At 62.8% G+C, this 12,886-nt stretch carries 14 protein-coding genes and 1 tRNA gene; 10 read left to right on the top strand and 5 right to left on the bottom strand.

The features are described 5' to 3' along the window. Positions 1–192: integrase core domain-containing protein (locus tag ACODR6_RS03270; protein ID WP_489020690.1), on the top strand; the 192-nt coding region annotated here is incomplete at its 5' end. Positions 193–207: 15 nt separating this feature from the next. On the opposite strand, the gene ACODR6_RS03265 is transcribed toward ACODR6_RS03270, so the two are convergent. Both ACODR6_RS03265 and ACODR6_RS03260 read right to left on the bottom strand, forming a co-directional pair. Beyond that, a complete protein-coding gene (locus ACODR6_RS03265; RefSeq protein ID WP_489020688.1) occupies positions 208–444 on the bottom strand; it encodes a hypothetical protein in 237 nt (78 codons plus the stop codon). 452 nt (positions 445–896) lie between these two features. Beyond that, a tRNA-Gln gene (locus ACODR6_RS03260) sits at positions 897–970 on the bottom strand. 247 nt (positions 971–1,217) lie between these two features. Here ACODR6_RS03260 and ACODR6_RS03255 point away from each other — a divergent pair. From ACODR6_RS03255 to ACODR6_RS03245, 3 genes are read left to right on the top strand one after another with little or no spacing between them, the layout of a single operon-like run. Beyond that, entirely contained in the window at positions 1,218–2,762 is a 1,545-nt protein-coding gene (locus tag ACODR6_RS03255; RefSeq protein ID WP_489020686.1) for a Ppx/GppA phosphatase family protein, read from the top strand. 7 nt (positions 2,763–2,769) lie between these two features. Further along, complete coding sequence (locus ACODR6_RS03250; RefSeq protein ID WP_112713132.1) at positions 2,770–3,489, top strand: RlmE family RNA methyltransferase; 720 nt, start codon at positions 2,770–2,772, stop codon at positions 3,487–3,489. Positions 3,490–3,546: 57 nt separating this feature from the next. Further along, a complete protein-coding gene (locus tag ACODR6_RS03245; RefSeq protein WP_199626222.1) occupies positions 3,547–3,930 on the top strand; it encodes a VOC family protein in 384 nt (127 codons plus the stop codon). Position 3,931: 1 nt separating this feature from the next. Here the strand turns inward: ACODR6_RS03245 and ACODR6_RS03240 are convergent, their stop codons facing one another. Further along, positions 3,932–5,356, bottom strand: a complete 1,425-nt coding sequence (locus ACODR6_RS03240; protein WP_489020683.1) for a DHA2 family efflux MFS transporter permease subunit — start codon at positions 5,354–5,356, stop codon at positions 3,932–3,934. Between the two features lie 235 nt (positions 5,357–5,591). On the opposite strand from ACODR6_RS03240, the gene ACODR6_RS03235 reads away from it, so the two are divergent. Beyond that, complete coding sequence (locus ACODR6_RS03235) at positions 5,592–6,581, top strand: MBL fold metallo-hydrolase (protein WP_489020681.1); 990 nt, start codon at positions 5,592–5,594, stop codon at positions 6,579–6,581. A gap of 39 nt (positions 6,582–6,620) precedes the next feature. On the opposite strand, the gene ACODR6_RS03230 is transcribed toward ACODR6_RS03235, so the two are convergent. Beyond that, positions 6,621–7,232 (bottom strand): class I SAM-dependent methyltransferase, encoded by a 612-nt coding sequence (locus ACODR6_RS03230; protein WP_489020679.1) that lies wholly within the window; start codon positions 7,230–7,232, stop codon positions 6,621–6,623. Between the two features lie 291 nt (positions 7,233–7,523). Here ACODR6_RS03230 and guaB point away from each other — a divergent pair, with 291 nt between their 5' ends. Then, complete coding sequence (gene guaB / locus ACODR6_RS03225; protein WP_112713122.1) at positions 7,524–9,008, top strand: IMP dehydrogenase; 1,485 nt, start codon at positions 7,524–7,526, stop codon at positions 9,006–9,008. Between the two features lie 2 nt (positions 9,009–9,010). Then, positions 9,011–9,562: a hypothetical protein gene (locus tag ACODR6_RS03220; protein ID WP_489020677.1), complete on the top strand. Its 552-nt coding sequence runs from the start codon at positions 9,011–9,013 to the stop codon at positions 9,560–9,562. Here the strand turns inward: ACODR6_RS03220 and ACODR6_RS03215 are convergent, their stop codons facing one another. Continuing rightward, positions 9,563–10,477 (bottom strand): LysR family transcriptional regulator, encoded by a 915-nt coding sequence (locus ACODR6_RS03215; protein WP_112713118.1) that lies wholly within the window; start codon positions 10,475–10,477, stop codon positions 9,563–9,565. Between the two features lie 98 nt (positions 10,478–10,575). Here ACODR6_RS03215 and ACODR6_RS03210 point away from each other — a divergent pair, with 98 nt between their 5' ends. The 3 genes from ACODR6_RS03210 to ACODR6_RS03200 all read left to right on the top strand — a co-directional run bounded on the left by ACODR6_RS03210 (position 10,576) and on the right by ACODR6_RS03200 (position 12,816). Beyond that, the gene (locus ACODR6_RS03210; RefSeq protein WP_203429538.1) at positions 10,576–11,331 is read left to right on the top strand and encodes an SDR family oxidoreductase; all 756 of its coding nucleotides are present in this window, start codon (positions 10,576–10,578) and stop codon (positions 11,329–11,331) included. 108 nt (positions 11,332–11,439) lie between these two features. After that, a complete protein-coding gene (locus ACODR6_RS03205) occupies positions 11,440–11,859 on the top strand; it encodes an MAPEG family protein (RefSeq protein ID WP_489020674.1) in 420 nt (139 codons plus the stop codon). An 81-nt stretch (positions 11,860–11,940) separates the two neighbouring features. Continuing rightward, positions 11,941–12,816: a dienelactone hydrolase family protein gene (locus ACODR6_RS03200; RefSeq protein ID WP_489020672.1), complete on the top strand. Its 876-nt coding sequence runs from the start codon at positions 11,941–11,943 to the stop codon at positions 12,814–12,816. Positions 12,817–12,886: the final 70 nt, after the last annotated feature.

Genomic DNA, 12,886 nt, shown 5'->3' with positions numbered 1-12,886 from the left:
TGGCGCAGCGATTACAACGATCATCGACCACACTCTGGACTCGGCTGGATGACACCTGCCGAGTTCGCTCAGACAATCAACCCGCGACGTGATGCGGTGCTGCGCAGCCGGAATGGCTCCGCACCGCAACCCGCCGCTACCGCCCCGAATACAGCAACCCAAAACCGCTGGAGCGAACTCAAAACTGGATAAAACTTGGGGGCAAGGTCAGCTGACATGTCGATCGTCCACTTCGGCGCTTCTGATCTGGAACACCTTCGGCAGCTCGACGAGCTGTGTAAGCGGGAGACGGTTTGGCTCGTCATCGAGCTTGGTAGTAGCTTTTTGAGCCTGCCTGAGAGCGTCCAGTGCCTTGCCGAACGTCAGGGCCTTTAGATCATGGGGAAGGCCGCAGGCGGCGTCTTGGGTCGGTGAGGAGGGTGTCGTGCTGTTGGGTTCGTGCATCTTCGTTCTCGTCATAGGTTCTTTTTATGATCGCTCGTCACCAGCACAGCAGAAAAAGACCCCGGCAATCGATCTGATCACCGAGGCTAAGGCTGAGACGAACGTGAGCGGTTGAACCGACTCCCGGCTATCGGGTCGCGTGAGCGCGTGGTTCTACTTAAGTGCGTGGTAATCGACACGGACAAAGAAAGGCCAGAGACAGCAACCGAAGCGGCTCTGTGCTAAAGGCTGGGGTAATTGCCGCAGCCGTGTTCTTCCATATGTGAGGGGTAATTGATGCCGTCTGCCATAAGTGGGTGGTAATCAAGTCTCGCATTCGAGAATGATCGTTGGCTTGCCATCTCAAGCACTCACGGCAATGAAAATCTTTGGATGCTAGAGGTACATTCCATGGTACGTAATGAGGTACGCACGGCAGGATAAGTATTTGATTTTAAATGCTGAAAAAATGTTGGCTGGGGAACCTGGACTCGAACCAAGATTAACGGAGTCAGAGTCCGTCGTTCTACCATTGAACTATTCCCCAGCAGGAGCGGCGCTGTCGGCCGCTTCGCTGTCGTGCGGGGCTTATAACCAAAAGACGGCGGAATGCAAATACCTGTTTTGAAAAAAATCGAGAGAGCTGTGGAAGGGGCGTTTCAGGGCCTTCTAAAACTGATTTCAAAAAGAATTTGGTGATTTTCGCATGCGCTGGTATTCTTGCGGCAACGCAAAAATCTAATGAGCGCCAGCAGCATACCGGTCAGGCCTTGCGCGGCGCGTGGAAAAAGAACGTGGAAGACCCCGAAGGCGGCGCCAAGCCGCAATTTGACGGGGCGCCAGCGGCAGGACGCAAGGACGGTAAAAAGTCCCGGCGCCGCAAGGGGAAACGTGGCGGGCAATCCCGCAACGCGCCCCAGGCCGCTTCGCAGACCGCCTCCGGCACCCCCGGAGACGCTGCGCGCCCGACGGAAAACGCAGCAGGGAATCCGTCCCGCAAACGCAAGCGCCGTCGCCGTGGTGGTGGTCATGCCGCAGGACAGGCCGATTCCGGGTCTCCCGCACACAATCATCCGCAAAAGGCGCCCGAAGCAGCAGCGCTGAGCGCTGGTGATTCGGAGCATCCCTCGCGCCGCAACCGGCGCAAGCATCGCGGCAAGCGCGGCCTGCAGGGCCGTCCGCTGACGCCGGGCAAGGCGGCCGTCCAGCCCTCTGCAGTTGCTACACCCGCTTCGGCGCGCGCCAATGGTGCCGCCGAGCCGCGCGGCAACGAGCTGCAGCGTCCGCCGCGGCTTCCCGAGCGCGAACATCACGCCCACGAACATCCCTGGCCGGATGAGCTCTATGCCGCGCTCGATCTCGGCACCAACAATTGCCGCCTGCTGATCGCCCAGCCGACCCGTCCTGGCCAGTTCCGCGTCGTCGATGCCTTTTCGCGCATTGTCAGGCTTGGAGAGGGGCTGGCGGCGAGCGGCCGTCTCTCCGACGAGGCGATGGACCGCGCCGTCGATGCGCTGCGCGTCTGCGCCGGCAAGTTGAAGAACCGCGAGATCCGCCGCATGCGGCTGATCGCCACCGAAGCCTGCCGCCAGGCGTCGAACGGCGAAGACTTCCTGAAGCGCGTCGTTGCCGAAACCGGCCTTGAGCTCGAGATCATCGACCGCGAAACCGAAGCGCGCCTTGCCGTCTCCGGCTGCTCGTCGCTGGTCGGTCGCGAGACGCGCTCGGTCGTGCTCTTCGATATCGGCGGCGGCTCGTCGGAAATCGCCGTCATCCGCATCGGCGAAAACCGCTTCAGCCGGCTTGCCAATCACATCACCCACTGGACCTCGCTGCCCGTCGGCGTGGTCACGCTCTCGGAGCGGCATGGCGGGCGCGATGTGACGCCTGATGTTTTTGAGGGCATGGTCTCCGAAGTGGCCGGCATGCTGTCGAGTTTCATCTGCCCGGAGATCGAGGTGGTGGAATCGACCGATTTCCATCTGATCGGCACTTCGGGTACGGTCACGACGCTGGCCGGCGTGCATCTCGACCTGCCGCGTTACGATCGCCGCAAGGTGGATGGCATCTGGCTGTCGGATGACGAAGTTTCGGCCATGCAGGCAAAGCTGCTCTCATGGGATTTTGCAAGCCGCGCCGCCAATCCGTGCATCGGGCCTGATCGGGCCGATCTGGTTCTGGCGGGCTGCGCCATTCTGGAGGCGATCCGCCGCCGCTGGCCGAGCCCGCGCATGCGCGTTGCCGATCGCGGCTTGAGAGAAGGCCTGCTGACCGACATGATGGCGGATGACGGCGTCTGGCGCCGCCATCGCAATCGCCGCGGCCAGCGTGGAAGGTAGGGGAAGAATGACCAAGGCACCCATCGCGGGCAACCGCACCGGCCGCAAGCTCGGCCAGCGCGTCAAGAACAAGAAGATGAAGGCGTCCTCGCGCCAGTGGCTGAACCGCCATATCAACGATCCCTATGTGCAGCGCGCGCAGCTGGAAGGCTATCGCGCCCGCGCCGCCTTCAAGCTGCTGGAGATCGACGAGAAGCACGGCATCCTCAAGGGCGCGCGCCGCATCATCGATCTCGGCGCTGCCCCGGGCAGCTGGTCGCAGATCGCCGCCAAGGTGACCGATTCCACCGACGAGGATATCCGCGTCGCCGCGATCGACTTCCTGGAAATGGCGCCGCTCCCCGGCGTCAAGATCCTGCAGCTCGACTTCCTCGATCCGGAAGCGCCTGCCAGGCTGATCGAAGCCGTCGGCGGCACGCCCGATCTCGTCATTTCCGACATGGCGGCGCCGACGACCGGCCATCACCGCACCGATCACCTGCGCACCATGCATCTCTGCGAGGTCGCGGCGCATTTTGCGATCGAGGTGCTGGGCGAGGGCGGCCACTTCCTGGCCAAGACCTTCCAGGGCGGCACGGAACGCGAGCTCCTGACCATGCTGAAGCAGCATTTCAAGCAGGTCGTGCACGTCAAGCCGGCGTCCTCGCGGGCGGAATCCGTCGAGATGTTCCTGCTCGCCAAGAGCTTCAAGGGCCGCCAGGCGCAAACTGACGTTACGGAAGCTTGATCTTTCCAGGGATCTCGGGCGATTATGACAGTCCCAAGACAGGACTGCCATCGACCTATGCTTCTCTATGTGACCCTCGGAACCAATGACGTCGAGCGGGCCCGGCGTTTCTATGATGCCGTGCTGCCGCTGCTCGGCTATCGCTGCCAACGCTATTCGGAGGAAGAAATCGGCTATTCGGCGGATGGCGATAGCCGCTGCCGCCTGTGGATCGTCACGCCCTTCAACCGCCGCCGTGGCTCGGCAGGCAACGGCACCATGGTGGCGCTATCGGCGGCATCGAGGGCCGATGTCGATGCCTTCTATGCCGCGGCGATCGCCGCCGGCGGTGTCGACGAGGGCAAGCCGGGCCTTCGCCCGTTCCATGCCGATTTCTACGCCGCCTATGTCCGCGATCAGGACGGCAACAAGCTGAGCGCCGTCTGCGAACAGCCGGAGTGAGCTATTTCACCGCCGGCTGCTCGGCTTCCATGACGGCAGGCGCCACGCGCTTGCCGCGATGGCCGGAGACCAGCGCGCCCGCATTCTTGTCCATGCGGATGAACGGGATCATGGCGATGATCGTCAGCGCGGCGATCACGTAGAAGGCCATATGGAAATCCGCCACCTGCAGCGCCTCGCCGCGGAAATAGATGCAGGTCTCCAGGATCATGGCGGCGACGGAAACGCCGAGCGCCAGGCTGATCTGCTGCAGCACCGAGCTCATCGAGGTCGCCTGGCTGGCTTCCGAATCCTTGATGTCGGCGAAAGCCAGCGCATTGATGCCGGTGAAGATGAAGGAGCGCGAGAAGCCGCCGATCAGCAGGATCATGACGATCGCCAGATGCGGGGTCTCGGGCGTGAAGAAGCCGGTAGCGGCGGTGACGACGGTGGTCACGCAGGCAGCGGTCAGCAGCGTCGAGCGGAAGCCGACGGCGGCAAAGACGCGCCGCGCCATGAACTTGGTGGTGATCGCGCCGATCGCGCCCGAGAAGGTGATGAGACCGGACTGGAACGGCGTCAGGCCGAAGCCGAGCTGCAGCATCAGCGGCGTCAGGAACGGCATGGCGCCGACGCAGATGCGAAACAGCGTGCCACCCGTCGTCGAGGCGCGGAACGTCGCGTTCTTGAAGAGATCGAGATTGAGGATTGGCGCCGGATGGCTCTTGGCATGGCGGACGTAGAGCCAGCCGCAGATGAGGCCGATGACAGTGGCGGCAATACCGATGATCGGCGGCAATGCCGGCAGGCTGACGACCGACAGGCCGAAGACCACGCCGGCGGCCGAAACCGAAGTCAGGATGAAGCCTATGAAATCGAGTTTCGGTGGCCTCGTCGCCTCCACATGCGGCAGGAAGATCGTCGCCAGCCAAACGCCGACAACGCCGACCGGCACGTTGATCAGGAAGATCCAGTGCCAGCTGAAATAGGTGGTGATGAAGCCGCCGAGCGGCGGCCCGGCAAGAGGCCCCACCAGCGCCGGGATGGTCAGCAGCGCCATGGCCGAGACGAGATCGCTTCGCTGCGTCGTCCTGACGAGAACGAGGCGCCCGACAGGCGTCATCATCGAGCCGCCCATGCCCTGCAGGAAGCGGGCGAAGACGAATTCGACGAGGTTCGAAGAGAAGGCGCAGAAGATCGAGCCGACGACGAAAACGCAGATCGCCAGGCGGAAGATGTTCTTGGCGCCGAACCTGTCGGCCATCCAGCCGCTGATCGGAATAAAGACGGCGAGCGACACCATGTAGGATGTCAGCGCCAGCTTCAGGGTAATGGGGTTGACGTGGAGGTCATTGGCGATCGCTGGGAGGGCGGTGGCGATGACGGTCGAGTCCATCTGCTCCATGAACAGAGCGACGGCGAGGATCAGCGGAACAATGCGGTTCATAGGCGAAAGCCTTGAATGGTGGTCTTGGGGGCGGTGCTGTTTAGTCCTGGTCTAGGTCTCTGCCAATCCCGGAAACGCCGAAGTTTACACATCTGCTTCACGTCTGCGTGAGACGGCTTGTTCGGCAACTTCTCCTTTCAAGATTGACATATGCTTACGCCGCCGGGGCTAGAAATCCCGGCGAATTCACAAGGGATGGGTGCGAAAAGATCGCACATTGCCGGAGGATCCATATATGGCAGTTTCATTGGGGATGAAGCGGCGCACACTTTTTGCCGCAGGCATTGGCCTGCTGGCAGCGCCGGCCATTTTAAGAACGACGGCCCAGGCGGCCGCGACTGGAGATACAGGTAAGATGACGACGGCATTGCCAGAGATCAATCAATTCAAGCTCGGCTCGTTCAAGATCACCGCCATCCGCGACGGCAGCAACGTGCTGGAAAAACCCTTCGAGACCTTCGGCACCAATCAGGATCCGGAAACGGTCAAGAAGCTGCTGACCGACAATTTCCTGCCGGGCGACAAGTTCGTGAACAGCTATTCGCCCGCCATCATCGATACCGGATCGGATGTGATCCTCGTCGATACCGGCTTCGGCGCCGGCGCCCGCGAGCGCGGCATGGGCAAGCTGCAGGATGGCCTGAAGCCCGCCGGCTACTCGGCCGATGACGTCACCGTCGTGGCGCTCACGCATATGCACGGCGACCATATCGGCGGCATGATGGAGAACGGTGCTCCCGCCTTCAAGAATGCCCGCTATGTCGCAGGACGGGCGGAATACGATTTCTGGACGGACAAGGCCCGCGAAGGCACGCCGGCCGAAGGCGGCCACAAGGCGGTTCTCGCCAATGTCGTTCCCTTTGCCGAAAAGACTACCTTCATCAAGGAAGGCGATTCCGTCGTCAGCGGCATCACCGCCATGCTGGCGCCCGGTCACACGCCCGGCCACATGGTCTTCCACGCCCAGTCCGACAACAAGCAGATGGTCTTCACCGGCGATACCGCAAACCACTACATCCTGTCGCTGCTGCATCCCGAATGGGAGGTGCGCTTCGACATGAACAAGGCGGAAGCCGCAGCATCTCGTAAGAAGGTGTTCGACCTGATCGCCACCGACAAGATCGCCTTCCTCGGCTATCACATGCCGTTCCCGGCCGTCGGTTTCGTCGAGAAGCAGGGCGCGGGCTACCGCTTCGTGCCGAAGAGCTATCAGTTCGATATCTGATGACGAAAGCGGGAGCGGCTCTCACCGCTCCCGCCCGCCTCAATCCGCGTTGCGCTGCCAGAAGGCGAGGGGATTGCGCCGGGAGATGCGGTAGACCGCAGCCGGCGGAAAGTTCTGGATCGTTCGCCCGACGAGCACAGCCTTCAGGCCCAGCCGGTCGAGGATCGGCCGCGGCACCGGGCAGCGCGGCCCGTAGGTGAACTGGTAGAATTTGCCCTGATTGCCGAGATGCCTGAAAGCGCCGGCAAGAATGCTCATCACCTGGCGCGGCGGCATCGAGAGAAGCGGCAGCCCGCTGATGACGGCGCCTGCCGGACCGCCAAGCTCGAGTTGGCCGATCTTCGCCGCATCGCTTTCCACGATCGCTGCCTGCGGAAACCGCTCTGCCAGCATGCCGGTAAATTCCCGGCCTTTCTCGATCAGCACCAGATCGCTCTCGGCAACGCCGCGGCCGATGAGGGCGCGGGTGAAGACGCCGGTGCCGGGTCCGAGCTCGATCACCCGGCCGCATGCCGGATCGATCTCCTGGGTGATCAGCTGGCCGAGCGAGCGTCCCGAGGGAATGGCGGAGGCAACCCGCAGCGGATTGCGCAGCCAGGCGCGCAGGAAGACGAACGTATCTGACGATGTGCAGGTGCAGGTGGGGTTCACGGCGTGCAGGCTCCTTTGAAGGGTGGAAGTATGACGTCTTGAAGAAAATGCAGTCCAGCCCGTGGAGACATGGGAAAGCCGGGTGCGCCAAACAAGGCTGCAGGACGTCAGAATAGGCCGTTCCGTCCTATTCCCTGGACGCGCGGCTGGCATTCGCGTTTTGCTATTCCCATCCTGTCATAGACGTGTTACCAGCCCTCGCCAACTTCCAAAGCAACCCTTGCACACCGCCGGTGCGGACGATTCGTTCCGGGTGGGGTCGCATTTTTTCTTAATTGAAGGAAATTGGCCATGGCTCGCATCATTGAAACGCCAACCGGACTGGACGCACTCACCTTCGATGACGTGCTGCTGCAGCCCGGTCATTCCGAGGTTCTGCCGGGCCAGACCAGCGTTGCCACCCGCCTCGCTCCCGACTTCGAACTCAACATCCCGATCATCTCCGCCGCCATGGATACGGTCACCGAAGCCCGCCTGGCAATCGCCATGGCCCAGGCCGGCGGTCTCGGCGTCATCCACAAGAACCTGACCCCGGCCGAGCAGGCCGAGCAGGTCCGCCAGGTCAAGAAGTTCGAAAGCGGCATGGTCGTCAATCCGGTGACGATCGGCCCCGATGCGACGCTGGCCGATGCGCTGGCGTTGATGAAGATGTACTCGATCTCCGGCATCCCGGTTGTCGAAAAGTCCGGCCGCCTTGTTGGCATCCTCACCAACCGCGACGTCCGCTTCGCCTCCGACCCCTCACAGAAGATCTACGAACTGATGACCCGCGAGAACCTCGTGACGGTCAAGGAAAGCGTCGATCAGCAGGAAGCCAAGCGCCTGCTGCACGCACACCGCATCGAGAAGCTACTGGTCGTCGACGGCGAAGGCCGCTGCGTCGGTCTGATCACCGTCAAGGACATCGAAAAGGCACAGCTCAACCCGAACGCCGCCAAGGATGCACAGGGCCGTCTTCGTGCTGCCGCTGCCGTTGGCGTTGGTGAAGATGGTTTCGAGCGCGCCGAGCGCCTGATCGATGCCGGCGTCGACCTGCTGGTCGTCGATACCGCCCACGGCCACTCGGCCCGTGTTCTGGAAGCCGTCGGCCGCGTCAAGAAGCTCTCCAATTCCGTCCGCGTCATGGCGGGTAACGTCGCGACATCGGAAGGCACCAAGGCGCTGATCGATGCCGGTGCGGACGCCGTCAAGGTCGGTATCGGCCCGGGCTCGATCTGCACCACGCGCGTCGTTGCCGGCGTTGGCGTTCCGCAGCTCGCGGCGATCATGCTGGCCGTCGAAGCCGCGCAGGCGCAGAACATCCCGGTTATCGCCGATGGCGGCATCAAGTTCTCCGGCGACGTTGCCAAGGCGATTGCCTCCGGCGCCTCCGCCGTCATGATCGGCTCGCTGCTTGCAGGTACCGATGAAAGCCCGGGCGAAGTCTATCTCTACCAGGGCCGTTCGTTCAAAGCCTATCGCGGCATGGGTTCCGTCGGCGCCATGGCGCGCGGCTCGGCAGACCGTTACTTCCAGGCCGAAGTACGCGACACGCTGAAGCTCGTTCCTGAGGGTATCGAAGGACAGGTTCCCTACAAGGGTCCGGTTTCCGGCGTCGTCCACCAGCTCGCCGGTGGCCTGAAGGCTGCCATGGGCTATGTCGGCGGCAAGGACATCAAGGAGTTCCAGGAGCGCGCCACCTTCGTGCGCATCTCCGGCGCCGGTCTTCGCGAAAGCCATCCGCATGACGTGACGATCACCCGCGAAAGCCCGAATTATCCGGGTTCCGGCGTCTGATCATGGAAGCAGGCAGCCGGATACCCGCCTGGATCATCTGGCTGCTCGCCATCCTCAGCCTTGCCGCCTTCGGCTGGGCTGTCTTCGGTTTCGTGCTGCCGTTTGAGCACGAAACCGGCCGCGCCATGCTCGACACCTATGTCGCGGGTTATGACGAGGCGACCGTTGCCGCCATGCAGGTTCTGCTCAACGGCAATCCGGTGGCGCACGATATGCTCCGCGCCATGTATCTCGGCCCGGAACTGGTGCTTCCGGCGTTGCTCGCGATGCTGCTCCTCACCGTCATCCTCAAGCTCGACACCGGCAGCCGCTATTTCGGCCGTCCGGTTCATCCGGCCCTGGTCAAGGCTGTCTGCGCCTTGCCGATCCTCTATGCGCTTGCCGACTACGGCGAGAGTTTCGCAAGCCTGACGGCCTTCAGCGACAGCGCATCGGCCGCCATCGCCGCAGCAGCACTTCCCTGGCTCACCAAGCTCAAATTCGCGGCACTCGCCGTCACGCTGATCGCCATCGTCCGCTTCGTGCTGATCCGCATCGGCCCGAAGGCGGAGTAGTCAGCGCGGCCAGCGCCAGGGCGGGTTTGTCAGCCGCGCCGCACAAAATTCCGCCAGCACCTCGATCTTTGCCGGCCGCGACCGCGCCGAGGGCGTGACGAAATAGAGCGCGCCGCTCGGCAGCGTCCAGTCGGTCAGGATCGCCTTCAACCGCCCGTCCGCCAGATATTCGCTCACCATGAACTCGGGAAGCTCGCAGATGCCGAGACCGCGCAGCGCCATCGGAATGAGCGCTTCGGAATTCGTCGCCCGCAACGGCCCGTTCGGGGTGATGGAAATCTCTTCTCCCTCCCGGCTCTTCAGCCGCCAGATGTCCTGGCGCGGACGATAGGCATAGCCCATCAGATGATGCGCCTCGAGATCGCGCGGATGCTGCGGGCAGCCGTATCTCTCGAGATAGGAGGGTGCGGCGACGATGAAGGGCGCAACCGGCGCCAGCCGCCGCGCCACCAGCGAGGAATCCGGAAGCACGGCAATCCGCAGCGCCGCATCGAAGCCTTCGCCGACGAGATCCGTGCTCGCATCGCTCATATGCAGATCGATGCTGATATCGGGATATTGCTCGAAGAAATCCGGCAGGATCGGCGCCAGCCAGCGCACGCCGAAGGACATCGGCGCCGCCAGCCGGATCAGCCCGCGCGGGCGGCTCGAGAGCTCGCGCGCCGCATTCTCGATCTCCTCTGCCTCGGAGAAGATCCGCGACGCCCGGTCGGCAAGGCGCGAGCCGAATTCGGTCAGCGACAGCTGCCGCGATGTCCGGTTGAAGAGCCGCGCTCCCAGCCGCTCCTCCAGCCGGCTGACGCCGCGCGACACTGTCGCCGTGGAGACGCCGAGCGCCTTGGCGGCCCGCGCAAAGGAGCGCTCCTCGGCCACCTTGGCGAACATCGCAAAGCCTTCAAAGTCTGGCAGTTTCATCGTTTCATTTCTGCAATGATGGATTGCTTTTCTTTCTATTCCGAAACGATCTTGCCGTCCATATCTTCTGTTCAGTCGCACAAAGGAGACGACACACCATGACACAGAGACTGAATGGAAAGATCGCAGTCATCACCGGCGCCACCTCGGGCATCGGCCTTGCCACCGCCAAGCGGTTTGCCGCGGAAGGCGCGCGCCTCTTCATCACCGGCCGCCGCGCCGATGTTCTGGAGAAGGCCGTTGCCGAGATCGGCGGCGATGTCGCCGGCATCCAGGCCGATTCCTCGAAGCTCGCCGACCTCGACCGCCTCTATGCCGAGGTGAAGGAAAAGGCCGGCCGCATCGACGTACTCTTCGTCAATGCTGGTGGCGGTTCCTTCGCGCCAATCGGCGAGATCACCGAGGAGCAGTATGATGATACCTTCGGCCGCAACGTGAAGGGCGTGCTGTTTACCGTGCAGAAGGCGCTGCCGCTGCTCGCCAACGGATCCTCGGTCATCCTCACCGGCTCGACTGCAGGCTCGACAGGCACGGCGGCCTTCAGCGTCTATGCCGCCTCGAAGGCCGCAATCCGCAACTTCTCGCGCAACTGGATCCTCGATCTGAAGGGCCGCGGCATCCGCATCAACACGCTGAGCCCAGGCCCGACCGAAACCACCGGCCTCGTCGAGCTTGCCGGTCCCGGCAAGGCCGAACAGCAGGGCCTGCTCGACTACCTGAGCTCGCAGGTCCCGATGGGCCGCGTCGGTCATGCGGATGAGATCGCCGCCGCAGCACTCTTCCTCGCCTCCGACGATTCCAGCTTCGTCACCGGCGCGGAACTCTTCGCCGATGGCGGCATCGCCCAGGTCTGACGTCGTTTGCCCGCTGCGGCCTTTCGCGGCGGGCATTCGTCTGGCAACACCGGATGTTTTCCTTTACTGCTTTGAAAAATTTGGAAGAAGCGGAAAGGAAATGCCCACATGACCGGTTTCGAGATGTTCTGGCCCATCGTCGCCCATGTCGCGCTGGTCTTCATCCTCTACGGTTTGCTCGGCTATCGCCGCCGCCAGATGGTGAAGCAGGGCAAGGTCAGGATATCCGAATACCGCGAAAACCGGGTCGAGCCGCAGGAAAGCCTGTTCGTCAAGAACTGCATCGCCAACCAGTTCGAGCTGCCGATCCCCTTCTATGTCTGCTGCATCCTTCTCTATATCACCGAAGCCGACAACATCCCGGCGGATGTCGCCGCCTGGGTCTTCGTCGCGCTGCGCTATGCGCATGCCTATGTCCACGTCACCAGCAACCGCCTGCGCATCCGCAGCCCGCTGTTCGCTGCCGGCTTCGTCGTGCTGATCGGCATGTGGGGATGGCTGGTCGGCTGGATGGCCTTCAGCGGGTAACGCACATGTGTTCTCCGCGCGCTGTGCGGTGACCTATCTTCCTCAGCGGGCAAAGCCCCGGGTAGGGAAGAGGAGAACCACATGGACAAGCCGGAAATCACCCAGGCGATGATCAACGCCTATGACGAATACACGCATCTGACGCTGGATCGGCGCGGCTTCATGGACAAGCTGTCGAAGCTCGCAGGCTCGGCGGGGGCCGCAGCCGTGATCGCTCCGATGCTGGCCGCCAACAAGGCGGCCGCCGAAGTTATCTCCGCCGATGACGCCAGGCTGAAGGCCGCCGATGTCACCTATCCCGGCGGCGCCGGGGAAATGAAGGGCTATCTCGTCCAGCCCACAGCCGCCTCCGGCAAGCTCGGCAGCGTCATCGTCATTCACGAGAACCGTGGCCTCAATCCGCATATCCGCGACGTCGCCCGCCGCATGGCGCTGGAAGGCTTCATCGCGCTCGCCCCGGATTTCCTCTCGCCGCTCGGCGGCACGCCGGAAAATGAGGATCAGGCCCGCGAGATGTTCGGCAAGCTGGATGCAACCGCCACTGCGGCCAATGCCGAAGCCAGCCTCAAATATCTGCAGGGCCTGCCCGACGCCAACGGCAATGTCGGCGCCATCGGCTTCTGCTGGGGCGGCGGCACCGTCAACAACTTCGCTACCAAGTCACCGGAGCTCAAGGCCGGTGTCGCCTATTACGGCGCCCAGCCGAAAGCCGATCAGGTGCCCGCCATCAAGGCGGCACTGATGCTGCACTATGCCGGCCTCGACGATCGCATCAATGCCGGCATCGACGACTACAAGAAGGCGCTTGAGGCGAACGGCAAGAATTTCCAGATCTTCGTCTATGACGGCGTCAATCACGCGTTCAACAACGATACGTCCTCGGCGCGATATGACAAGAAGGCCGCTGATCTGGCCTGGAGTCGTACGGTCGAATTCCTGAAGAAGAACCTCGCCTAATCTTGCGATCGACTGGAAATCCACAGGGATAAACATGGAAAATCGGGGCCGCGCGCCCCGATTTTTGTGG

This window comes from Rhizobium sp. FG96 (genome assembly GCF_057808655.1).
The sequence above is the reverse complement of the archived record's forward strand: the minus strand, read 5'-3'. Positions and strand labels throughout refer to the sequence as shown.

What these genes read in the sequence shown, in the direction of transcription:
- ACODR6_RS03235 (WP_489020681.1), top strand. Translation starts at nt 5,592, where the DNA reads ATGGCAGTTTCATTGGGGATGAAGCGGCGCACACTTTTTGCCGCAGGC.
- ACODR6_RS03265 (WP_489020688.1), bottom strand. Translation starts at nt 444, where the DNA reads ATGCACGAACCCAACAGCACGACACCCTCCTCACCGACCCAAGACGCC.
- ACODR6_RS03205 (WP_489020674.1), top strand. Translation starts at nt 11,440, where the DNA reads ATGACCGGTTTCGAGATGTTCTGGCCCATCGTCGCCCATGTCGCGCTG.
- ACODR6_RS03250 (WP_112713132.1), top strand. Translation starts at nt 2,770, where the DNA reads ATGACCAAGGCACCCATCGCGGGCAACCGCACCGGCCGCAAGCTCGGC.
- ACODR6_RS03200 (WP_489020672.1), top strand. Translation starts at nt 11,941, where the DNA reads ATGGACAAGCCGGAAATCACCCAGGCGATGATCAACGCCTATGACGAA.
- guaB (WP_112713122.1), top strand. Translation starts at nt 7,524, where the DNA reads ATGGCTCGCATCATTGAAACGCCAACCGGACTGGACGCACTCACCTTC.
- ACODR6_RS03215 (WP_112713118.1), bottom strand. Translation starts at nt 10,477, where the DNA reads ATGAAACTGCCAGACTTTGAAGGCTTTGCGATGTTCGCCAAGGTGGCC.
- ACODR6_RS03245 (WP_199626222.1), top strand. Translation starts at nt 3,547, where the DNA reads ATGCTTCTCTATGTGACCCTCGGAACCAATGACGTCGAGCGGGCCCGG.
- ACODR6_RS03210 (WP_203429538.1), top strand. Translation starts at nt 10,576, where the DNA reads ATGACACAGAGACTGAATGGAAAGATCGCAGTCATCACCGGCGCCACC.
- ACODR6_RS03220 (WP_489020677.1), top strand. Translation starts at nt 9,011, where the DNA reads ATGGAAGCAGGCAGCCGGATACCCGCCTGGATCATCTGGCTGCTCGCC.
- ACODR6_RS03240 (WP_489020683.1), bottom strand. Translation starts at nt 5,356, where the DNA reads ATGAACCGCATTGTTCCGCTGATCCTCGCCGTCGCTCTGTTCATGGAG.